The organism is Methylomonas lenta, assembly GCF_001644015.1.
GTDB classification, from domain to species: Bacteria; Pseudomonadota; Gammaproteobacteria; order Methylococcales; family Methylomonadaceae; genus Methylomonas; species Methylomonas lenta.
Genome location: NZ_LUUI01000083.1, coordinates 1 through 22,788 on the forward strand (window position 1 = coordinate 1; position 22,788 = coordinate 22,788).

At 46.8% G+C, this 22,788-nt stretch carries 25 protein-coding genes; 13 read left to right on the forward strand and 12 right to left on the reverse strand.

Features of this window, described 5'->3' with window-relative positions; translation table 11 throughout:
• Positions 1-6: 6 nt before the first annotated feature.
• From A1359_RS05970 to A1359_RS06025, 12 genes are all read right to left on the reverse strand, one after another.
• Positions 7-756, reverse strand: coding sequence for a ZIP family metal transporter (locus tag A1359_RS05970; protein ID WP_066979491.1), 750 nt, complete (start codon positions 754-756; stop codon positions 7-9).
• Positions 753-998 (reverse strand): hypothetical protein, encoded by a 246-nt coding sequence (locus A1359_RS05975; protein WP_066979494.1) that lies wholly within the window; start codon positions 996-998, stop codon positions 753-755. The genes A1359_RS05970 and A1359_RS05975 overlap by 4 nt, the downstream gene beginning before the upstream one ends.
• A gap of 159 nt (positions 999-1,157) precedes the next feature.
• Positions 1,158-1,988 carry an all3515 family Zur-repressed PEP-CTERM protein gene (locus A1359_RS05980; RefSeq protein ID WP_066979497.1) on the reverse strand — a complete coding sequence of 277 codons (831 nt, stop codon included), beginning with the start codon at positions 1,986-1,988 and terminating at the stop codon, positions 1,158-1,160.
• A 95-nt stretch (positions 1,989-2,083) separates the two neighbouring features.
• Positions 2,084-3,373 carry a GTP-binding protein gene (locus tag A1359_RS05985; RefSeq protein ID WP_066979500.1) on the reverse strand — a complete coding sequence of 430 codons (1,290 nt, stop codon included), beginning with the start codon at positions 3,371-3,373 and terminating at the stop codon, positions 2,084-2,086.
• 80 nt (positions 3,374-3,453) lie between these two features.
• Complete coding sequence (locus A1359_RS05990) at positions 3,454-5,490, reverse strand: TonB-dependent receptor (RefSeq protein ID WP_066979503.1); 2,037 nt, start codon at positions 5,488-5,490, stop codon at positions 3,454-3,456.
• A 93-nt stretch (positions 5,491-5,583) separates the two neighbouring features.
• Positions 5,584-6,087 carry a transcriptional repressor gene (locus A1359_RS05995; RefSeq protein WP_066979505.1) on the reverse strand — a complete coding sequence of 168 codons (504 nt, stop codon included), beginning with the start codon at positions 6,085-6,087 and terminating at the stop codon, positions 5,584-5,586.
• A gap of 355 nt (positions 6,088-6,442) precedes the next feature.
• A complete protein-coding gene (locus A1359_RS06000; protein ID WP_066979508.1) occupies positions 6,443-7,972 on the reverse strand; it encodes an alginate export family protein in 1,530 nt (509 codons plus the stop codon).
• Between the two features lie 100 nt (positions 7,973-8,072).
• The gene (locus tag A1359_RS06005; protein ID WP_066979510.1) at positions 8,073-8,243 is read right to left on the reverse strand and encodes a YezD family protein; all 171 of its coding nucleotides are present in this window, start codon (positions 8,241-8,243) and stop codon (positions 8,073-8,075) included.
• 379 nt (positions 8,244-8,622) lie between these two features.
• A complete protein-coding gene (locus A1359_RS06010; RefSeq protein WP_013818493.1) occupies positions 8,623-8,832 on the reverse strand; it encodes a cold-shock protein in 210 nt (69 codons plus the stop codon).
• Positions 8,833-9,380: 548 nt separating this feature from the next.
• A complete protein-coding gene (locus A1359_RS06015) occupies positions 9,381-9,872 on the reverse strand; it encodes a glutathione peroxidase (RefSeq protein ID WP_066979513.1) in 492 nt (163 codons plus the stop codon).
• 5 nt (positions 9,873-9,877) lie between these two features.
• Positions 9,878-10,591, reverse strand: coding sequence for a DUF5765 domain-containing protein (locus A1359_RS06020; RefSeq protein WP_066979515.1), 714 nt, complete (start codon positions 10,589-10,591; stop codon positions 9,878-9,880).
• A 236-nt stretch (positions 10,592-10,827) separates the two neighbouring features.
• On the reverse strand, positions 10,828-11,319 hold the full coding sequence (locus tag A1359_RS06025) for a TlpA family protein disulfide reductase (RefSeq protein ID WP_066979518.1): 492 nt from the start codon (positions 11,317-11,319) through the stop codon (positions 10,828-10,830).
• Between the two features lie 101 nt (positions 11,320-11,420).
• Here A1359_RS06025 and serA point away from each other — a divergent pair, with 101 nt between their 5' ends.
• From serA to ybgF, 13 genes are all read left to right on the forward strand, one after another.
• Positions 11,421-13,004 carry a phosphoglycerate dehydrogenase gene (serA, locus tag A1359_RS06030; RefSeq protein ID WP_066979592.1) on the forward strand — a complete coding sequence of 528 codons (1,584 nt, stop codon included), beginning with the start codon at positions 11,421-11,423 and terminating at the stop codon, positions 13,002-13,004.
• On the forward strand, positions 13,001-13,642 hold the full coding sequence (locus tag A1359_RS06035) for an HAD-IB family phosphatase (protein ID WP_066979521.1): 642 nt from the start codon (positions 13,001-13,003) through the stop codon (positions 13,640-13,642). The genes serA and A1359_RS06035 overlap by 4 nt, the downstream gene beginning before the upstream one ends.
• A gap of 66 nt (positions 13,643-13,708) precedes the next feature.
• The gene (locus A1359_RS06040) at positions 13,709-14,464 is read left to right on the forward strand and encodes a YebC/PmpR family DNA-binding transcriptional regulator (protein WP_066979523.1); all 756 of its coding nucleotides are present in this window, start codon (positions 13,709-13,711) and stop codon (positions 14,462-14,464) included.
• 31 nt (positions 14,465-14,495) lie between these two features.
• Positions 14,496-14,993, forward strand: a complete 498-nt coding sequence (gene ruvC, locus A1359_RS06045) for a crossover junction endodeoxyribonuclease RuvC (RefSeq protein WP_066979526.1) — start codon at positions 14,496-14,498, stop codon at positions 14,991-14,993.
• Positions 14,990-15,592 carry a Holliday junction branch migration protein RuvA gene (gene ruvA, locus A1359_RS06050; RefSeq protein ID WP_066979529.1) on the forward strand — a complete coding sequence of 201 codons (603 nt, stop codon included), beginning with the start codon at positions 14,990-14,992 and terminating at the stop codon, positions 15,590-15,592. Before ruvC ends, ruvA begins: the two co-directional genes overlap by 4 nt.
• On the forward strand, positions 15,592-16,626 hold the full coding sequence (ruvB, locus tag A1359_RS06055) for a Holliday junction branch migration DNA helicase RuvB (RefSeq protein WP_198159280.1): 1,035 nt from the start codon (positions 15,592-15,594) through the stop codon (positions 16,624-16,626). The genes ruvA and ruvB overlap by 1 nt, the downstream gene beginning before the upstream one ends.
• A 16-nt stretch (positions 16,627-16,642) precedes the next feature.
• Positions 16,643-17,038 (forward strand): tol-pal system-associated acyl-CoA thioesterase, encoded by a 396-nt coding sequence (gene ybgC, locus A1359_RS06060; RefSeq protein ID WP_066979535.1) that lies wholly within the window; start codon positions 16,643-16,645, stop codon positions 17,036-17,038.
• Positions 17,039-17,716 (forward strand): protein TolQ, encoded by a 678-nt coding sequence (gene tolQ / locus A1359_RS06065; protein WP_066979537.1) that lies wholly within the window; start codon positions 17,039-17,041, stop codon positions 17,714-17,716.
• The gene (gene tolR / locus A1359_RS06070; protein ID WP_066979540.1) at positions 17,713-18,159 is read left to right on the forward strand and encodes a protein TolR; all 447 of its coding nucleotides are present in this window, start codon (positions 17,713-17,715) and stop codon (positions 18,157-18,159) included. Before tolQ ends, tolR begins: the two co-directional genes overlap by 4 nt.
• 13 nt (positions 18,160-18,172) lie before the next feature.
• The gene (gene tolA, locus A1359_RS06075) at positions 18,173-19,993 is read left to right on the forward strand and encodes a cell envelope integrity protein TolA (RefSeq protein ID WP_066979542.1); all 1,821 of its coding nucleotides are present in this window, start codon (positions 18,173-18,175) and stop codon (positions 19,991-19,993) included.
• 16 nt (positions 19,994-20,009) lie between these two features.
• Positions 20,010-21,293 carry a Tol-Pal system beta propeller repeat protein TolB gene (gene tolB / locus A1359_RS06080; RefSeq protein WP_066979544.1) on the forward strand — a complete coding sequence of 428 codons (1,284 nt, stop codon included), beginning with the start codon at positions 20,010-20,012 and terminating at the stop codon, positions 21,291-21,293.
• Between the two features lie 51 nt (positions 21,294-21,344).
• Positions 21,345-21,938, forward strand: a complete 594-nt coding sequence (gene pal / locus A1359_RS06085; RefSeq protein ID WP_066979546.1) for a peptidoglycan-associated lipoprotein Pal — start codon at positions 21,345-21,347, stop codon at positions 21,936-21,938.
• Entirely contained in the window at positions 21,935-22,783 is an 849-nt protein-coding gene (gene ybgF, locus A1359_RS06090) for a tol-pal system protein YbgF (RefSeq protein ID WP_066979548.1), read from the forward strand. The genes pal and ybgF overlap by 4 nt, the downstream gene beginning before the upstream one ends.
• Positions 22,784-22,788: the final 5 nt, after the last annotated feature.

Sequence of the window (22,788 nt, forward strand, 5' to 3'; positions counted from 1 at the left end):
CTTAACTTAATGGCAGTGGCCAATGCCCGTGGCAAAAGCCGCGCTTTGGCCGCCGAGATGAATCAGGCTGGAACGTTCATGCAGTACGGGAATAAGGTCGGAAGCAGCAATGTAGATAAAGCCGCCGGCGGCAATCGGCAGTAACACGATCAAGGACGATTCGGCGACCTGGCTGAGCAGCAAGGTAAAAATCGCCCCCGGCAATACTGTCAGCGAACAATAAAAGTTGTAGAGCACGGCTTGCCGGGGCGTAAAGCCGCCGCGCAGCAAAGCGCCGACGTCGCCCAACTCCTGGGGGATTTCGTGAGTAATGATGGCCAGCGTAGTCGTCAGCCCCACCAGCGGATCAGCCAGAAAACTACCCGCAATCAGGATGCCGTCGACAAAGTTGTGCATGGCGTCGCCAATCAGATTCATTTTCGCCAAAGGCAAAATGTGATCGGCCGTTGGGCGGGTATCGACATTGTGGTCGTGGCGCCAGCGCACGCCCTTTTCCAAAACGAAAAAGACAAACATGCCGATCAACACCGTCAGACAGACCTCGCTGACCGCGCCATGGCGCTGAATGGCGTCGGGAATTAAATGAATAAAGGCATCGCCCAGCAGGACTCCGACAGCCAAGGCCACCAGATTGGGTACCAGCCACTTTAAGGTCTCTGGTTTTAGCCAGAGCGCAATCGCACTCGACAGCGAGCACAAGCTGACGGCAAGACAGGCCGTAATGATGCCGGCTATGGTCGTTAATGCGATTGTCATGTTCGGTTGATGTTCGGGCTTTTTATGGAACGGTATTCATGGTGCGAGCTGTAGATAAACGTGGCGATTTTGTTGGGTAATAAGTGCGTGGCGAAGTGCGCCAGCATGAAACCCAGCACCACCACAAATACCGTGGACAAGGCGCGTTTGTGAATTTGATTGCTTAATAGCGGCACCACAATCAATAGAATCGCTAGCAACTCAATGCCGATGATATGTAAGTAGGTATCGATGTTATTCATAAATGAACAGCCTGCACATAAACCTATCGAGGAAAGATGCCGTCGCACTTCGACGGCAGTCAGTAGGTACTAATAGTGTATTAGTAGAACGGCAAGCGGTGCTATCCGCCAAAGCCACAATTGTCTAACTCAAACTTATTAGCCATTTTTCCATGGGAATTAGGCAGTTAAAGCATTTGGTTTACGTCTTAAGCCAACCAATCCAAGTAGACCCGAAGCAAACAGCCAAATCGCAGTCGGAACCGGTACTGGAACCGGAACGAAGTCGAAATAGAAACGTCCTGAGTTGATACTCGCGTCATTTAACCCTACCAGTCGGAGTTCGGCACTATAGGTGCCCGTCGGTGTGTTGGATGCAGTCCAGAAGATAGGTGCGAACTCGTCAATTAGGTAACTATCAAGGCTGATGGTATTGCTATTGGCGAATAGGTTGATATTTTGCTGATCGCCAATGAACAGGCCGGGAGTAGCAGATATCAGTTGTAAGCCAATCGAGGTGGTTCCCAGTAAGGTCGACCAACGGTTGGCACTGCTATTGAAAAGAATTTGCTCTTCGCTACCCACCTCGTGACCGTCCAGGGTATCCACCCGAGCGAAGGTTAAGTTGCCGTACTCAGAAGGATTGTTTTGTGAAGTCAGTTTGCCGCTATATAAACTGCCTGATCCCCAATTTAACGCCAAGGGCGTTTCCAGAGAAGAAATTTCTGGAAGACGGTTATTGCCATTAGTATCGATAACGGTGGGCGATGCCGCCAGGCTGCTATAAACATAAGTGCCCATGCCGTGATAATGGATACCGTGATTAAATAGCAAGGTCAGCTTGTCGGCATTGGGATCGGCCAGTCCGGAATAAGTGCCGGAAGGTATGGTGGCCCTGCCGTCGACGCCAATGTAATAGCCAGCTAAATCGGAAGTGTGGGCGTAAGCCGAAGCCGACATGCCTAGCCCTAATGCCAATAAGGATAGAGAAATGGATTGTGTGATTTTCATTGAATTGATCTCCTAATGATCATGTAAATATTTAGCTCCAAATACACTTTGTAGGAGTAAATTCGGATCTAGGGTAATAGTTTGACTCTTGGCTTTCATTCCACGAACCAAACTGGAAACTGGTCTTGGTAAGTACGCCAGACTAGCGGGCCGGCCGCCAATTCAGCGTCGGTTAGCAAGCAGGCGTCGAGTTCTCGGCTTACTGTCTCGGCATCGACATTCTGGCCGATGAATACCAGTTCCTGACGGCAGTCGCCGAAAGGTTCCGCCCATTGTGATTGGATATCGTCTAGATATTCCGCCGGCCATTGGTCTTTGGGTACCGAGGCCCACCAACGCCCGGCAAGGCCATGATGCATGATGCCGCCTGCTTGCGACCAACTACCGGCATGCTCGGGACGTGAAGCCAGCCAGAAAAAGCCTTTGGAACGTAGCAAGGTGCCGTTATCCCATTCGCTCTCATGCAAGAGTTGATAAAAGCGTTGCGGGTGAAACGGTCTGCGGGCGCTGTAAACGAAACTGCTGATACCGTATTCCTCTGTTTCAGAAAACACTTCCTTGTGTTTTCCCCTGCGGGCGCTATTGCGTGCCAATTCGCTCCCGGCGAATTGGTCCGGCGTGTGTGCACCGCGCAACTCCTTCAGCCAACCGGCTGCCTGTTCGGCTTTTTCGAAATCGAACAGGCCTGTGTTCAATACTTTGCACAAGTCAACTTGGCCCATGACTATCGGCACGATCTCCGCATCGGGATTCAGACTATGCAGGACGGCTCTCAAGTTGACCATTTCGTCGCTGGAAATCAAATCAATCTTGGAAATCAGGATGACATTGGCGAATTCGATTTGATCGACCAGCAAATCGGCGACGTTGCGTTCGTCGTCTTCGCCAAGGGCTTCGCCGGCTTCCTTAAGGCTCAATGCTTCCTGATAGTTGCGCATAAAGTTGACCGCATCGACCACTGTCACTAGCGTGTCTAGCCTGGCGATGTCTGACAGGCTGAAACCTTGCTCGTCTCGGAAGGTAAAGGTTTCGGCAATCGGTAAGGGTTCGGCGATACCGGTGGATTCGATCACCAGATAATCAAAGCGACCTTCCTTGGCCAAGTTGCCAACCTCGATTAGCAAGTCCTCGCGTAGGGTGCAGCAGATACACCCATTGCTCATTTCGACCAGTTTTTCCTGGCCACGATTCAGTTGTACCTCGTTCTTGACTAGCGCGGCGTCAATATTGACTTCACTCATATCGTTGACGATCACCGCCACTCGTCGGTTGTCACGGTTGCTGAGAATATGCTTGAGCAAAGTGGTTTTACCGGCACCCAGAAAACCGGACAGTACGGTGACAGGTAGCTTGCTGGCGAGAGGCTGATTTAAAGGCAATGTCATAGTAATGTTATATTGTTGCAATAATAAGTGATAAAAAAGACGCCATCGATCTTCGACTGCGTCTTGATTTGTTGAGTAACTTAATAACTCAGCCTAAATCCAATTTCCGCTCCGCGTCCGGCCTCGGGGGCAAAGTTTCGCAAGTACGAGGTCGAATTTCGAATATTTTGGTTCAGCAAGTTGTTGCCTTTGGCAAATACCATCAGTGTGGTGTCTTGATAGGCTTTAACCTGATAGTTAGTGCCCACATTGAACAGGAAATAGCCTGCCGTTGAGGTTTCAAATTCGCCAGCATAAGGTTGGTCTTCAGCACGTGTTAGTCGCAGATAACTGGAGAGTTTGTCCCAGTTGTGATCCAGCTGAAAGCCGAAGCGTAGCGGCGGCATGCGCGGTACATCGCTGCCATTGACGAATTCGCCTCGGGTGTAGTCGCTAAATAAGGTTAAGTCCAGCAAGCCATAATGGTTTTCCATCATGGGTATGATTAGCTTGGCTTCGTAACCTTTGAAGATGGCGTTAGCTTGATCACTAGTCAGCACCGGTACACAGTCGACCACGCAGGGGTTACCATCCTCATCGACGAATTCACCGTCACGTTGCTGATAGATGTAATCATTGGCCCAGTTGTGGAATAAATCAAATTCAGCCCGCAGCCAATCGGTTTTGAAGCGATAGCCCACATCCAGGTTATATGCAGTTTCTTCCTTTAGGTTAATATCGCCCACGTCATAACTGCGGGTGGCGTCGTGATAACCATTGGAGAGCAATTCTTGCACTTGCGGTGCTCTCGATGAGCGGGTGACTGCCAAATTGAGACTGTTGCGTTGATCGAGTTTCCACAAGGCAGAGACGGAAGCACTAACCGGGGTATAACTCAGAGTGTCTAAATCAACAGGACGAATATCGGTTTGTTCGACGCGCGCACCCAGTTGATATGTCACGTCGCCAACATCAAAAGATTCCACAGCAAATACACCATAGCTGTTGATATCTGAGCGTGGCACTATGCTCTCACCGGTGTTCTTTTCTATAGCGTTAAAATCACTAGCCTGAGCCTGAAACCCCACCACACCTCGCAAGGGGCCTAGGTCATGGTGCTCGAATTCCATGCGGCCTTCATAGGATTGATTGGTAAAATATGCCCCGGGTTCACCGTTTGCAATTTCGGTATGCTCATAGTCGGTATAACCCAGTCGAGTGCGCAGCGCTTTGCCCAGACCGAATGGATTATCCAGCTGACTTTTAAAATCGTACTTATTTTGCCGCATGGCAATCTTCACTGTTTCTTCGCCAGTGCCATCCGGTGCGATACCGTAGTTGTTATTGATATTATTGATAGCAGCGCCTACAAATCCATTATCACCGATCCAGGATAAACCGGCTGAGCCACTGATGGCCTCAGCGCCGGTGTTATTCAGATAACCATAGGGATTATCGACAACCTCTAGGGATGGGTTGGTGATGGCCACTTTGGCGGTATCAATACCGCGACCACCAATATCCATGTTGTCGCGGTGCCGGTAAAAACCATCGAAGTGATAGGCGATATTACCCTGACCGCCTTCTACTTTCATGGCTGTGCTGGTTTCGTTGGACGTGGAATCAAAGCGTTGTTCCAACGCAGCACCGACTAATTTATCGAACATTTTGTCCGGAATGCGGTTGTCGATGACATTAACGACACCACCCATGGCACCACTGCCATAAAGCAATGTTGCAGGACCGCGCAATACTTCAATACGCTCGGCCAGTAGAGGCTCAACACTGGTTGCATGATCAGGGCTGATGGCCGACGCATCGTTACTGCCGATACCGTTATTCAAAACTCGAACCCGGGGACCTGCCTGTCCGCGTATCACCGGCGTACCTACGCCAGGACCGAACGATTGACTGCTGATGCCTAACTCGTTTTTTAGCGTATCGCCGATGCTGTGACCGGTTTTCATGCGCAATTCATCGTCGCTTAATACCGTCACCGGCACAGCGCTTTCGGATGCTTTCAACGCTAAAGGGGCTGTGACGATCACAGGTTCAAGTTCGGAAGTGTCTTGTTCCCCCGCATGCACAGGTAAGACAATACTGCTCGAGACGGCCAATAAAATAGTTTTTTTATACATCGATGTTCCAAATCGTAATTGACTAATAATGTTATATCGTTACATTCGTAAGGGTAAAAAAGACGGTTGAATCTTTTATGTATACCAAGTCGGCTAGGTTTCGGTCGGTGCGCATCGACCACAAATACCATGAATTTCAATCGCTTTGCGTTGTATGGTAAATGATGCCTGTTCTAGTTCCTTGGCAATGGCTTCCATTACTCGTTCGCCGGGTCTTTCCTCAACTTCGTAGCATTTAACACAGGTCAGTAATAATTGCTCATGCCGCCGATCCGAAAAACTGCACCCAATGAAGGCATTCAGGCTTTCTACTTTATGAATCAATCCTTGTTCCAATAAAAAATCCAATGCCCGATAAACCGTGGCAGGTTTGGCCGTTCCGGCCTTTGGCTTGATCCGATCTAGCAAATCATAAGCCTTGACCGCTCGATGACTTTCCCAAATGAGCTCTAGTACCTCTCGACGAATGGGTGTAAAGCGTACTCCGCGTTGACTACATAATTGCTCTGCCGTGTGAATTGCTTTTTTACGGCAACCATTATGGTCATGTGTCGTCGAAGTATGTTTCAACTCATTCATTTCAGCTTGTTGCGTCATTGCGAAACTTGTCATTCAAGCAAAGAATGTTACTTTATAACATTGTTTTCGTATAACGCCAATATTTTTAACCCAACTTTGTCACCAATTGCTCTCTGAGTCATTGATATTCAGTTTTTTGGTTGTATTTCGTAAAAAAAGTTCTTTAAAATAAATAGCTTGGAGATTATTTTTATGTGGACGGTATCACCTAGCCCAATCAATGTAGCTATGAATCTATCGTACCGACTGTTTTGTAATTTTTAAAACGATAGTTTTAGAATTATTTATCGCAAATGGCGATATATAAAATTTCACACTAGCTTGTCCATACTAGGTCTGGTCCGGGGCTGACCAAGCATGGTGTTATCTTGGTTTATTGATATTTTGGCTTGCCGTCGCCAAAAGCATTCAACGAGACCTCAACGTAAAAGAAGTTGCTGGGTTCGCTGGTAAATGGGCCGTTGGCGGTAGTGCCTTTGTCAAGCGACTCGGTGTAGTCAGCGGGCGTAAACCGGGCATAACTCAAGTCCCAATCGACATACGGATTAAGCTTATGCCGTAAGCGAATATCGAATTCATGTCCCAAATAGCTGCCGCTTCGACCGCTTCTGTCACGCAGGTTGGCCCGGTTCCAGCCGCCGGTTTCGCTTTCCAGCCAATAGGCGTTGTAACCCATGTCGATACGCACCTCTTTGTAAGGCGTAAACTCCAGTCGGGCTTTCGGGGCGTGGATATTGTCCCAGGAGAAATAATCGTTGCGCGACCAGGGCTGGTTGAAGCCATAAAAAGTGTCCAAGCGCTGGTTGATGTTGTCGCTGGGGTTTTTATCGCCGGTGCCATAGCCGTAATACAAACTGGCACGCGGTTTCCAGTCATGATCGAAGCTGTAGCCTGCCTCCAGCGAGTAGGCCAGGGCATCATGTTGTTCCATGACTTGTACCGATTTGCCGGCAACGGTTTTCGTGGCGCCTTTGCGGCCAAATTGCTTATTGATATTAGCGTCGGAATCAAAGCCGCTGTTGCCAAAGACTCCATAAACCCGCAACCCCGGCGCATAAATATCCTGATCATTCACCCGATTCAGCGCCACCGGGTTGTAAGGGTCGCCATTGACTTTGCGGCCCAGAAAGTAAGGCTGGATAGTGATGAAGTCAGACCATTGCTTCAAACTTAAGATGCCGCCATAAAACCAGCTGTTTTCATCCGGGCGGTCGAAAGCGTATTTCAAACGCTCAATGGGTTGTAAGGCGAAGGTATCCAAATCCCAGTTGTTCTGTTTTTTGCCGAAACGCAGCCGAAAACCTTCGAAGTTATTAGTGGTGTTGCGAAACTGATTGTTGCCAATGAAGCGTCTATCCAATTGTTCGAAAGCCATCCTACCGGCCCGAATGCTGAGTGGCCTGTTATGGCCTAAAGCCTGATCGAAATACAATTCAGCATAGCCCTGAATTAATTCAAACTCATTGATGTCGGCATCGGTGCGCTCGTAAATCCCGTTGTAACTGCGGGCATCTTCAAATTCCACCGCAAAACGCAACGGGTCCAGAATATCTTTCACACCCAAGTAAGCGCGCGTGCGTAGTAACCAAAGGTTATCCGGATCATTACGATAGCTATTCAAGGTCGCCCCGCTGGTTGGATCATTGCGCCGGCGCAGATCGTTTTCCCGGTACTCATAACGGGTACGAAAATCCAGACCTACATCCAGCCATTCCACATCGCGGAATTGTTCAAACTGAGTTTTGCTTAGATTGCGTACATAAGCCGGTGGATCAGGATCCGGCTCGACACGATAGCCTTTGGTTTTGCGGTAATAGTCTTCGGCAGCGGCAAGCTGAGGTAATATCAGCAACGCGCTTGCTAGTCGGGTTTTGCTATTGAAGCTAAAAACATGCCGTTTCATGGCTGACGTCTCCAGTGAAAATTAAAGTAATTAAGGTTCTAATCACCCTAACTTCCGGTGGTCCGGTCAGCTTAGGCTTAAGTAATCAAGGCGAGTTTGCCTAGTGATTCAGTCTAAATTTTTCGTGTTTATCGATTTGCACCACACGACCGTCATGCACGACCAGTACAATCGAGCCAAAGCGAATATCCTGCAGCAGCGATTCAATAAGCTGAGCGATATCCGGGCTTTGGGTTAATTGTGAGAAATCGACAGCCTCAGTGTTCGACATCTTGACCTCCTTGAAATGTTGAAAATTGGGATAAGTCGGTTGTTATCTGGAGTGAATGGTAAAGAAAAAGCAGGTGCAGATAAAACGTTAAGTTTCGATGAGATTATCGAATAAATGGATATGCCTGTGTGTAATAGCTGTATCCATTAAATAGATAAAATGGATTATTGACACCATATTGGAATAAACCTGAACTCAGAGCGTTCTGCCGAATCCGGCAATACCACCACGATAGTCTGGATATTCGGTATAACCCTATCGGGTGGCTGGATTTGAATATTCGACGATTTTGCAAAGGTCTCAAATAACCTAAAAGTCATGAATAAAAAAAGCCGCCACTGGAATGTCCGGTGGCGGCTTTGTATTTATAGGTGAAAGCTTATAAAGGGTTTACATTTTCAGCTTGTGGACCTTTTTGACCGTTGGTAACTTCCATAGTTACTTTTTGGCCTTCTTTCAATGTTTTGCGACCGCTGCCGACGATTGCGCTGAAGTGTACGAATACATCTTTGCCACCGTCTTGCTCGATGAAACCGAAGCCTTTTTCATCGTTGAACCATTTTACTTTGCCTTCTACTTGTGCTGACATAAATCTCTCTTTCTTAAAATTGCCAATTGGCGTTTGTGTTACGGGTGGTGAATAAAGCGGGTAGTGGAAGACGTGTAAAGCGACAACAATTACCTAGCTAAATCAGTGTCATTATACATAGCTGAAGATATACGCCAAGCAAAAAGATGGATTCTGAGTGTTAAGATTTGGTGACGGGAAGAGGGTAGTTAAATGTTGCTGATTATTTGTTTATAAATAGACTTTAACTACCTGATTAAAAAATATATTTTTAATTAGTTCTGGTCGTAATAACTGATTACGAATTACTGCGGCAAATTGAAGCAGCAGGCAGAAATAGAGAACTCAGATAGGCGTAATATTGACTTAAGCTGATTACATAAGGCTGTTTTGCCTTGTACTTTTAAGTTGTAGCAGTTTTCGATTGAATTAGTCTTTGATTCTGCCTGTTTATCGCAAAGACTAAGGTCATGCATAGAAGGGAAATCTTTCAACAATATTGAAAGATTTCATTGTTGGCTTCGGTTAAGTGAGTCACCTGATAAGCTTGAAGCCCTGTACGACATAAATTAATCCTGATCTTGCAGGAATCGTTCGATATCATGTCGAATCGAGGCCGGTGATGTCATTGATGGGTAGCGTTTAATGACTTTACCGTCACGTCCAACTAAAAATTTGGTGAAATTCCATTTGATGGTTTTAGTGCCTAAAACGCCAGGTGCCTCGGTTTTTAAGTATTGAAATAATGGATGAGCATGCTTCCCGTTGACATCGACTTTTTCAAACAGTGGAAAACTCACGCCATAATTCACCTCGCAGAACTCGGCAATCTCCTGACTCTTTCCCGGTTCCTGCTGACCAAATTGATTGCAGGGAAAGCCTAAAACAGCAAAGCCCTGTTCTTTAAACGCTTGATACAAGTTTTCTAAACCCTGGTATTGCGGAGTAAAGCCGCAACGGCTAGCGGTATTGACGATTAACAACACTTGACCCTTGAAATCTTCCAGTGAAATGGGTTTTCCGTCAATGCCGTTGGCAGTAAATGCATAAATGCTGTTCATATGGGTTATGCAGTTTGCGGCTGTTGAACGTGGACTGTGAAAAAATTCTTGAATTGAGGCATGAAGCTAATCGTAATGGGTATGGAATAAAAGCAATAAATGGCAGCTGCCTCGCCAGTAGAAACACCCAGCAGCCATTGCGGCATGAACAACGTCAATAGTGCCATAAGGCAATGATAAGAAGAAATTTTCCAGTTGTTTCGCCAGAGGAAGCCGCTAATAGCCAATGCAAACAAAGAGCCGTGGGTTACCAATAAGCCAAACGCAGCAGGAATGGCATAGCCAATATGATAAATACCTGAGTACAGGCAAGCGACCTTATCGCCGATGAATCTGGGTTGGAGGTCAAACGGTTGCCATTCTTTAGGTAAAAAAGTACAGACCAAAAATATTGTGCTCAGGCTAATGCCAATACTGGTGGCTTTTTTTAAAGCCAGCTTGTCACTGGAATAACTGGCTAATGCCGGCATGATGGCAAGGGCCTGTAGGGCAATATGATAGGTGGATAATTCACTGAGAAATAAATTGGTGCCATAACCGCATTGATCGACCACTGGGTAGGCAAAATATTGAATCAATTCCATCATTGAAAAGTGAAAAATGGCATAGGCGCGGGCCGTTCGCACCCAGAAGGTTTCGTCTTTATCCATAAATGTGATGCTGGAGGCAACGATACCGGCAACGCCAAGACCTAAAGACATATTTGCACTAAAACACATAATCAATCCGTCATTTTAATAGCAATGCGATTAATTCATCGTGATGAAAATCGTGGTTGCTGGGGTGAAGAAATGTTTAATTAAAACCTAGCGATACCTCGGATTAAGTGATTTTAAAGGTTTTTGACTTTATCCGCGTATTCTCTAGCTATAAACCGCAAAGGATTCTAACAAACTCTGCAGCTTAGTAGGGAAAAAACAACGCGATGTTGTTGAATGGCTATAACAAGAAATAATTAAAGCTGTTCAATACGTTGCTGCATATCAGATAGTTCAAATACGCCGACTTTTTGCAAGATGATGTGGCCGGATTTGTCGATTAAAAAAGTGGTTGGCGTTAACTGTACATTGCCGAACGCCTGGGCTAATGTTCCGCTTGGGTCTAAAGCGACTTCATAGGGTAATTGTTTGGAATCTGCTATTGCCAGCACGTGATTGGGCGGGTCGTAATACATGGAAACGGCAATAATAGCCAAGCCACTTGATTTGTATTGTTGATGTAGGCTGATTAAATGCGGAATTTCTTCTATACAGCCGGGGCAATCCGTAGCCCAAAAGCTGACGATTACAGGCCTACCTTTAAGTGAGGCCAATTCCAAACTATTACCTTTAATGGTTTTAAAGCTCACTGCGGGTGCGGGGCGCACGGTTTGAGTCTGCCAAAACCAGAGGGCGCTTGCCGCTAGAGCGATACTTAAAAAAATGCCAATTGCTGGTTTGCTAGTCATGGGCTTTATTTGAATAGTGATTTATCTTAGCGATGCCATTACGGCGAGAATGCTAAAGCTGTTAAAATGCCCATCTTATCCAAAAATCGCTAATTATGATGATGAAAAAGATACTGATCTCCGACAAGCTTGCTGAAGATGGCATTAATTTTTTGAATGAACAGGATGGTATTCAAATCCATATCCAGACCGGCTTAACCGAAGAGGGCTTGTGCGAAATCATAGCTGAATATGATGCATTGTTAATTCGCAGCGATACACAAGTGACGGCAAATGTTTTAAAGGCCGCCAAAAAATTAAAAGTAGTCGGCCGCGCCGGTATTGGTGTTGATAACGTCGATCTTGCAGTAGCCATGGAGCAGGGCATCATCGTCATGAATACGCCGGACGCCAATGCCACCACGACGGCTGAGTTAGCCATTGCGCACATGTTCTCCTTAAGTCGAAATCTGCCAATCGCCAATCAATCGGTGCGCGATGGCAAGTGGGAGCGTTCCAAGTTAGTCGGCGCTGAAGTCACCCATAAAACTTTGGCGATTCTAGGCTTTGGCACCATTGGTCGTATCGTTGCTCAGCGTGGTAATGGTTTGGGGATGCGGGTCATTGCATATGATCCCTTTGTGGCACCGGAGATATTTGAAAAATGCAATGCAGAAATGGTCGACCTGGAAACCCTGGTTAAGCAGGCGGATTACCTGACTTTGCATTGCCCCTTGCTGGAAAAAACTCGCAATGTCATTGGGTGTGAGCAATTAGCGCAGATGAAAAAAACTGCCCGCCTGATTAACTGTGCCCGTGGTGGATTGGTTGACGAGGCAGCGCTGTATGATGCTTTAAAAGAAGGTCGCATAGCGGGCGCAGCCCTGGATGTATATGAGCAAGAGCCACCTAAAGACTCACCATTATTAAGTTTGGATAACGTGGTATTTACCCCGCATTTAGGTGCGTCTACCAAAGAAGCACAGGTCGCTGTGAGTGTGGAAATCGCCCGGCAGGTGGTTAAATATCTACAAACCGGCGAAGCCGTCAATGCCCTGAATTTACCCAGATTGTCTGCAGAAGAACTGAAACAGGCCTTGCCTTTTATGAATTTGGCGCAGATCTTGGGGAAAGTGTTATTCGGTTTAATCGACCAGCCGATACAAAAACTGGAAGTGGCAGTCTATGGCAAAGCAGCCCTGGGCAAAGTCAGACCGATTTCCAGCCAAGCTATGGTCGGCTTGTTGGCCGGTCAGTTTTCGACGCCGGTTAATCGAGTCAATGTGGAAAATGTCGCCAAACGTCAGGGCATCAGCTTAATCGAATCACAAACCGAAGCCGCGGAAGGATATCAGTCTTTAATCACCATCACTGGTCATTGTCTGGATAAGACTATCTCGTTGGCCGGCACCTTGCTGGGTGATCATCATCCTCGCTTGGTAAGTATTAATCATTTTGAAATCGAAGTGGTGCCGGAAGGTACTTTGCTAATAACGCGTCATGACGACAGGCCGGGCGTAATTGCTGCGATTAGCTCGATCTTGGGTGAGTCGGGTATCAATATTACCCGCATGCAAGTCAGTCTGGCGGATGAGAATCAACTGTCGATGATGGTCATTAGCGTCTCTGACCCATTGAATGCGCAAGTCTTAAAAGCTGTCTGTGATGTGCCAGCCGTCCATACTGCCAGACAGATAGTATTATGAGTTTTGATGTTATCTGTTTTGACTGCGACAGTACTTTAAGTCGGGTTGAGGGTATAGACGAGCTGGCTCGTAGGGTGGATTTATTCGAGCAGGTTGCGGCCTTGACCAATGCAGCGATGAATGGCGATCTCGCTTTAGAAGCTGTTTATGGTGAGCGGCTAGCTTTGATTAAGCCTGATCAAGCGGCTATCGACTGGTTGGCGGATTTGTACATCCGTGAAATGGTGGAAGGCGTCAGCGATACCATCAAAACCTTGCAGGATAATGGCAAGCTCATCCATATCATTAGCGGCGGTTTGCGGCAGGCGATTTTACCCCTGGCCGCGTTGCTAGGTATTGCAGAAGATCAAGTGCATGCCGTAGATCTGCTGCTGGATGAAAACGGCGACTATCTGGATTTTGCCAGACATTCACCGTTGGCGGTGAGTGGTGGCAAGGCGCGAATTTGTCGCCGGCTTAGAATGCATCATTCATCCTTGGCGATGGTAGGCGACGGCAAAACGGATTTAGAAGCTAAATTGGCGGGTGCCTACATGATTGGTTTTGGTGGTGTAGTAAAACGGCCTTTGGTGCAGGAGCAGGCCGACGTGTTTGTCTCGGATGCATCATTGGCGGCAATATTACCCTATGTGTTGTAACCAGGGTCGATAAGCCACACTGGCAATGATAAAATCCAACCTTTTTTAACGCTTTAGAGAGAGACAATGGCAGGGCATAGCAAGTGGGCTAATATCAAGCATCGTAAAGGTGCGCAGGATGCGAAACGCGGCAAGATTTTTACTAAACTCATTCGCGAAATCAGCGTAGCCGCAAAAGGTTCAGGTGGTGGTGATTCGGCTAAAAATCCAAGTTTACGCACCGCAATTGATAAGGCCTTGGCCGCTAACATGAAACGTGACACCATTGATAACACCATCAAAAAAGCTATTGGCGCTTTAGACGGTGTTAATTATGAAGAAGCGCGTTATGAAGGCTATGGCCCCAGCGGTACGGCGATCATGGTGAATTGTTTGACCGACAATAAAAACCGCACGGTAGCTGAAGTGCGGCACGCATTTTCCAAAGCTGGCGGTAACTTGGGTACCGAAGGCTCAGTGGCTTATTTGTTTAATAAAGTCGGTATCATTAATTTTAGTCACGAAGTAGATGAAGATGCTGTAATGGAAGCAGCCTTGGAAGCCGGTGCCGAAGATGTGGTTGTTAATGAGGATGGTTCAATCGATGTGTTTACCACGCCGGATGACTATTTAACAGTTAAGGAAGCCCTGTTGGCCGAAGGTTTTGAATCGGAGAATGCTGAAATCACCCTGTTCGCCGACATTAAAACCGAATTGGATGCAGAGGCGGCGGAAAAAATGCTCAGATTGATAGAAAGACTGGAAGACCTAGATGATGTGCAGGATGTGTATTCTAATGCCGACATCAGTGACGAAATCATGGACGCGATAGGCGAGGGCTGATGGGAAAACTGTCATTTCATTCGCTAACCCCTTGAGCAGGATACTCGGAATAGATCCTGGGTCGCGGATAACCGGTTATGGCGTGGTGGAAATCACGCCCTCTGGCGTTCGTTATATCGCCAGTGGTTGTATTCGTATCCAGGCTGAAGAGTTTCCGGCTCGCCTCAAACAAATTTTCGACGGCGTCAGCCAAGTCATCGCCCTTTATCAGCCCCAGCAAATGGCCATCGAACAAGTGTTTATGCATAAAAATGCCGATTCAGCACTCAAGCTGGGTCAGGCGCGAGGCGCGGCCATTTGTGCAACTTTAAATCATGACTTGCCTGTCTATGAATATGCAGCCCGCCAAGTAAAACAAGCCTTGGTCGGTAAAGGCAATGCAGATAAGTTGCAAGTGCAGCATATGGTAAAAATTTTATTAAGTATCCAGGGTGAGATACAAATTGACGCCAGTGATGCCCTGGCGATCAGCTTGTGTCATCATCATTACCATCAAACTGCGCAACGCATACAAAAGGCAGTATCGTGATAGGTTTTTTACATGGCAAGCTGATAAATAAATCGCCCCCGCAATTATTACTGGATGTGCATGGCGTAGGTTACGAAATCGAAGCACCGATGACCACTTTTTACGATTTACCGGCATTAGGTGAAGAGGTCAAATTACATACACATTTAGTCGTGCGGGAAGATGCGCATATATTATTCGGTTTTGCCAGTGAAACCGAGCGTATGCTTTTTAGAATCCTGATAAAAGTCAATGGTGTCGGCCCTAAATTGGCATTGACAATCTTGTCGGGGCAAAGCGTGGACGAGTTTTACCGTTGTGTGAATGATAACGATGTCAAAGCCCTGGTTCGTTTGCCGGGTGTCGGACAAAAAACCGCCGAGCGTTTGATTATTGAAATGCGTGGCCGCTTACCAGAACTGAGTGGATCAAACGTATCGCGGGATAAGTCTGCATCGTCCGAAATAATCGTGAATAGCCCCAAACAGGAGGCAGTCTCTGCGCTGTGTGCGTTGGGTTACAAGCCTCAAGATGCTGCCAGAATGGTACAAAGTATCGCCACAGAAGATAAAAGCTGCGAAGACATCATTCGGCTGGCGCTACGGGGTGCAGTTAGATGATAGAAAGCGATAGGCTGATTACTGCTCAAGGCAGTAATGACGAAGAACGATTTGATAGGGCTATTCGCCCCAAACGCTTGCAAGACTATGTTGGGCAAAAAGAGCTGTGCCTACAAATGGAAATATTTATCCAGGCGGCAGTGAGTCGATCTGAAGCGTTGGATCATGTTTTGATTTTTGGGCCACCCGGTTTGGGTAAAACCACCCTGGCGAACATCGTGGCTACTGAAATGAATGTCAATATTCGCCAAACATCCGGCCCCGTGCTGGATAAGGCAGGTGATTTAGCCGCTTTATTGACTAATCTGCAGGCGCACGACGTACTTTTTATCGATGAAATCCATAGACTCAGTCCGGCGGTTGAAGAAGTGCTATATCCCGCTATGGAAGACTACCAGATTGATATTATAATAGGCGAAGGCCCGGCTGCTCGTTCGATTAAGCTGGATTTGCCGCCGTTTACGTTGGTGGGTGCCACGACGCGAGCTGGTTTGCTGACATCACCCTTACGTGATCGTTTTGGTATTGTTCAGCGGCTGGAGTTTTATAGTGTAGAGGAATTGTCTACCATCGTCAGACGTTCTGCGAATATGCTGAATATTATTATGGATGATGCCGGTGCAAATGAAATCGCCTGCCGTTCCAGAGGCACGCCGCGGATTGCTAATCGCTTGTTACGCCGTGTCAGGGATTTTGCTGAAGTCAAAGGTGATGGCAGCGTCAATCAGAAGGTTGCACAGCAAGCATTGGAAATGTTGAAGATCGATCAACACGGCTTCGATATGTTGGATCGTAAATTATTGCTGGCCATGATAGAGCATTTTCAAGGAGGACCGGTTGGGTTGGATACTCTGGCGGCAGCGATTAGTGAAGAAAGAGGGACAGTAGAGGATGTGCTGGAACCTTATTTGTTGCAACAAGGTTTTATTATGCGCACACCGCGCGGACGGGTAGTAACGCATAAGGCTTATAGTCATTTTGGTTTGCAGCCGCCTAGCCAGCAACCCGGTACCGAGGATATTTTTGATAGTTAATAAATTTTAATGGCGGATGAAAACATTTAGTTGGTCGGTTCGAGTATATTATGAAGATACCGATGCTGGTGGCGTGGTTTATTACGCCAACTATTTAAAGTTTTTTGAACGCGCCAGAACTGAAATGTTGCGCAGATATGGATTTGAGCAGGATCAGTTAATTGCGCTGGACAATATTATTTTTGTAGTGCGTTCGGTGACCATAGATTATTTAAAACCGGCGCGTTTTAACGAACAAATTGACGTCAGCACTAAACTCATTGAAAACAAAAAAATCAGCCTTACTTTTGAGCAATCTATTTTGCGTCAAAACGACTTGTTGTGCACCGGTAAGGTGCGAATAGCTTGTCTTGATGCGCAAACTTTTAAACCCAAACCCATTCCTATTGCCATTTTGGAGCAATTAACTTAGATGAACACCGATTTATCCATCTTACATCTGGTCAGTGAGGCCAGTTTTGTCGTTCAATTTGTCATGTTTATCTTGCTGTCGGCCTCGATAGCATCCTGGACATTTATTTTTACTAAACGTAAAGAACTTAGCCAGGCTATTTCAATTACCGATGATTTCGAAGACGAGTTTTGGTCCGGGATGGGCTTGGCCGAGTTGTATAAAAAAATGGCCAGCGATCGATTCGAACCGGAAGGCATAGAAAAAATCTTCTTGGCGGGATACCGCGAATTTGCCCGTATGCGACAAAAAGGCGATGTCGAACCTGCAGTTCAGGTAGAAAGTGCGCAGCGAGCGATGCGAATCGAGTTGGCGCGCGAACTGGATAGGTTGGATGAAACCTTGCCATTTCTAGCAACTGTTGGATCAACCAGTCCTTATATCGGTCTGTTCGGTACCGTCTGGGGCATCATGAACTCGTTCCGTGCCTTGGGTGAGATTAAAAATGCCACCTTGGCTAATGTCGCTCCCGGCATTTCCGAAGCGCTGATTGCTACTGCGATTGGTTTGTTTGCCGCGATTCCAGCGGTTATCGCTTATAACCGGTTTTCCACCCGCTTGGATAGATTGGCAGGCCGTTACGATCTTTTTGTTGATGAATTCGTGGTTCTTTTGCAAAGACAGGCGCACAGCAAATGAATGTAGGTGGCAGCAATCGCAAATCGCGTAAACGTCGTGCTCCGATGGCGGAAATTAATGTCGTTCCTTATATTGACGTTACCTTCGTATTGTTAATGATCTTTATGATTACTGCGCCGTTGGTGCAAACCGGCGTCGACGTCGATTTGCCGCAAGCCGACAGCGCATCGGTCGATTTAAAAGACGAACCGCCAGTTATCATATCCATCAAAAAAGATGGTAGTTTTTTTATCGATATAGGCGATCGTCAGGATGAGCCTGTTGATGAAGGTGTTTTATATAGTCGGGTAGCTGCCAAGTTGCAAGATAACCCAAAGGCACAAATTTATGTGCGTGGCGACCATATGGTGGAGTACGGCAAAATTGTCACCGTAATGGCGGCATTGAAAGCAGCGGGCGCCCCCAAAGTAGGCTTAATGACCACGCCACCCCCTGAGAATTAATATCAACACTCCTATGCGGAAAAATGGTGTCTCATTAACACTGGCGCTGGCGCTACACATTGCTATTTTATTGCTGTTTGGTTTAAGTTTTGCTCCTGATCCGGACATGGTAAAACAGCAACCCATGCCGGAAATCATTGAAGCGACGATTCTTGATGGTGAGCAGATTCAGGCAGAAGCTGATCGGCTGCAGAAAATAGAAGATGACAAGCGTTTGGCAGAACAAAAGCATCAGGATCAATTGGAGAATGCTAGAAGAACTGAGCAGCAATTATTGCAGCAGGCTAAAAAACAGCGGCAATTAGAAGAAAAAAAAGCCCAGGAAGCCGCCGAAAAGTTAAAACAAGCAACCCTGGACGAGCAAAAAAAGCGTGAACAGTTAGAGGCTCAACGTCAAGAAGACGTACTCAAGCAGCAAGCAGCAAAAGAGAAACAATTGCAGGAAGAAAAAGAGGCTAAAGAAGTTGCAGAAAAGCAAAAACAGCTTGCAGCTGAAAAATTAGTCCAAGAAAAGAAAGTAGAGGAGCAAAAAGCTGCCGAGGCTCAAGCTAAAGCCAATAAAGATAAACAAAAAGCAGCAGAGCAAGCCAAAGCTGAGCAGCAAAAAAAGGACACCGAATTAAAAGCTAAAGCCGAGACAGAACAACAGGCCAAGTTGGCCGCTGAAAAAGCTGAAAAAGAAAAAAAAATAGCAGACCAAAAAGTCGAGAAAGATAAGCTGGCTGCAGAAGCTGATGCCAAAGCGGAAAAAGAAAAGCAACAAGCCGCTGCGAAAGCGGAAATTGAAAAAAAATTAATCGCTGAAAAAGCTGAAAAAGCTGAAAAAGCTGAAAAAGCTGAAAAAGCTGAAAAAGCTGAAAAAGCTGAAAAAGCACGTCAGGCCAAATTAGCTGAGGATAAGGCCGAAAAAGAACAGCAAGCAGCAGACGCTGCTGCCAAAGCCAAGGCAACGGCAGATGCCAAAGCTAAAGCGGAAAAAGAGCATCAGACTCAAGAAGCTACTGCTAAAGCCAAAGCGGCGGCAGATGCCAAAGTTAAAGCGGACTCTGAGGCCAAGGCAAAAGCTGAAAAAGCGCATCAGGCCAAATTAGCTGCAGATAAGGCCGAAAAAGAACAGCAAGCTGCAGACGTTGCTGCCAAAGCCAAAGCAGCGGCAGATGCCAAAGCTAAGGCGGAGTCTGAAGCTAAGGCGAAAGCGGAAAAAGAACGTCAGGCTCAAGAATCTGCCGCAAAGGCCAAAGCAGCTGCAGATGCCAAGGCTAAAGCGGAGGCCGAAGCCAAGGCAAAAGCGGAAAAAGAACGTCAGGCTCAAGAAGCTGCCGCAAAGGCCAAGGCAGCAGCAGATGCCAAAGCTAAAGCGGAGGCCGAAGCTAAGGCAAAAGCTGAAAAAGAACGATTAGCCGTTGAAGCAGCTGCTAAAGCTAAAGCCGAACAAGAGCGGCAAGCCGCTATTGCTGCTGCCGAAAAAGCTGAAAAAGAGCGACAAGCGGCTGCTGAAAAGGCTGAACAGGAACGTCAAGCGGCCGCAGCGGCGAAAGCCGAGGCTGATAAACAAGCAAGTTCGGCTGCACAACAAGCCATCATGAGGAAAGTACAGACTGCTTGGACGCGACCGATGACAGCATCTCAAGGCTTGAAATGCACAATTCAGGTAAAATTATTGCCTAGCGGTGAAGTTATGGATGCAGTAGTGGTAAGCAGTAGTGGGGATACGGTATTCGATCGTTCAGCTGAAAATGCAGTTAGAAAAGCATCGCCTTTACCTGTACCGCAGGACAAAGCGTTGTTCAATAAGGATTTTAGAGTGTTTGCGTTTGTATTTAAACCGGAATAATCAAAGCGGAAAAAAAATGAGTTTAGTAATAAAAATATGCTTCGTTGGTCTGTTGGTCTCTTTGTTATCAGTGGCTCAGGCTGAAGGTTTAACCATAGAAATCACAAAAGGCTCACAAACTGCTGTGCCGATAGCAATTGTGCCTTTTGCTCAGCAAGGCACGGTAGGTGATGTCAAATTGTCCGAAGTCATTAATTCGGATTTAGCTGGGAGTGGTTTTTTCAAAACCCTGCCAGAAGACGATATGCTGACCAAGCCTACTAATCCTGAGAGTGTGAATTATCGCGACTGGCAGGCATTAGGCCAAGATTACTTGGTGATAGGCCAGGTTTTGGGCAATGGCGGCAACTTTAATATTCAGTTTTATTTGTCCAATGTACATAATGGCCAACTGTTAATGGGTTACAAGCTTACAGTGGGTGCTAATGAACTGCGTCGTGCTGCTCACCATATCAGTGACCTGATCTATGAAAAACTTACCGGTCGCAAAGGCGCATTCAATACCCGTATCGCCTATGTCACCAGTGCAGCCAGAGGCAATGGCAAACAATATATGTTGCAAGTGGCTGATGCAGACGGTTACAACCCCAGAACTATCGCGGAATCGCCCGAACCTATCATGGCGCCTGCTTGGTCACCTGATGCCTCTAAAATTGCTTATGTTTCTTTCCATACCAAACGCTCAGCGATTTATGTGCAGACATTAGCCACAGGGCAACGCGAAAGTGTTGCTGCTTATCCAGGTATTAATGGTGCGCCGGCTTTTTCTCCAGATGGCAGTCGGTTAGCAATCACCTTATCCAAAGATGGTAGCCCGGATATTTATGTGCTTAATCTCGCTACACATGGCTTAACCAGACTGACTTCCGGTTTGTCTATAGATACCGAGCCGACTTGGTCGCCAGATGGTAGCACTATCGTATTTACCTCGGATCAGGGTGGTAAACCACAGTTATATATGATGCCAAGTTCAGGTGGCAGAGCAACCCGTCTGACTTTTCAGGGTGATTACAATGCCAGAGGCCGATTCTCTGCAGATGGCAGAAGTCTTGCTATGGTAAATGGAAGCGGTGGCAGTTATCGGATTGCCATAATGGATATGGCTTCACGCACAGTGAATATTTTGAGCGATGGCAATCTGGATGAATCGCCAAGCTTTGCGCCAAATGGTAGCATGATCTTGTTTGCTGCCAACAAAGGTGGACGGTCCATGTTGTCAGTGGTTTCCACTGATGGTGCGATGCAGCAAAAATTGGATTTTCATAGTGGCGGTGTCCGCGAGCCGGCGTGGGCGCCTTAAAAACACAAATAAACTTTTTTCGTTTGAACTTTAAAATTTTGGAGATGATGTATGAAATTGAATAAAACCCATTTGGTGTTAGCAATAATGGCAGTGTTGGCTACAGGTTGTAGTTCGACTGATGAGCAGGATTCCAGTTTATTAGGAGATGATACTCAACCGGCTGCTGACGCATCTACCAGTGGCTATAACAATGGTTCCATGTCAGGTTCACAGTTTGGTTCTGGAGACGGCTACAACACTGGTTCAGGTGCAGGCTACGGTTCTGGTTCAGGCCCAAACTTAGGTCCAGAATTTAGCGATCCTAACAATCCATTGTCTAAACAAACCATTTACTTTGAATTGGACAGCAGTCAAGTTAAGCAAGAATATGTACCAGTCGTTGCCGCTCACGCACAATATCTGGCTTCACACCCTGATCAACATGTGATTTTAGCGGGTCATGCTGATGAAAGAGGATCCAGTGAATATAATATTGCTTTGGGCGAACAACGTGCTAAATCGGTAGAAAGAATGATGCGTTCGCAAGGTGTCACTAGCATACAATTGGAAATCGTCAGCTATGGTGAAGAAAAACCTGCAGCATCAGGTGGCGGTGAATCTGCATGGCAAATGAATCGTCGAGTTGAAGTAGGCTATCAATGAAAAAAACTGTACTTTTGATGCTGTGCACTAGTTTTGGTTTCTATACCGAAGCAGGTGCACAGTCAGTTAATAATTCCGACTATGCAGGAAATACTAACTATGCACAACAAACTGCTGGTACATCGGATGGCGCCATTTTTGAGGTACTGGGAAGGCTTGAGCAGTTGCAATCGGAAGTGCAGCAATTAAGAGGTATTGTTGAAGAGCAGTCGCAAACTATTGCAGAACTGCAGCGTAAGCAGGGCAATATGTATTCGGATTTAGATGAACGAATACAATTGCTGTCCTCAACTAATCAGCCGGCAGCGGCTCAGGCTACGGTTCCGGCAGTCGCGACCGATGCTGCCCAAGCCACGCCTGCTGCGGTTGTTGCGACCCCAGCCCCGGCTTCTCAGGCTGCTGCAGCCGCAGCGGAGCCGATTGTTGAAAGCAAACCTGCTGAGACAGCCGTATCTGCAGAGCCTAAAGCCAGCGAGAAAGAGCGTTATCAAGCAGCTTACGATACGTTGCGGAATGGTCATAATGCACAGGCTATCAGTATGTTCGAGGCTTTGCAGAGCGATTTTCCTGCAGGTGAATACGGCGACAACGCGCAATATTGGTTAGGCGAAGCTTACAAAATTAATCGCGAATATGACAAGGCGCGTACGGCATTTAATAAAGTCGTTAGCCAGTATCCCAATAGTCCTAAGGTGCCGGATTCGTTATTGAAATTGGGCTATATCGAATTCGATCAACAGAATTTGGCTAAAGCGCGTGATTATTTGACGCGGGTGACTGTCAGTTATCCCGAAACAACAGCTGCTCATTTAGCGGCTAAAAAATTGGCACAAATGCCGCAATAACCCTA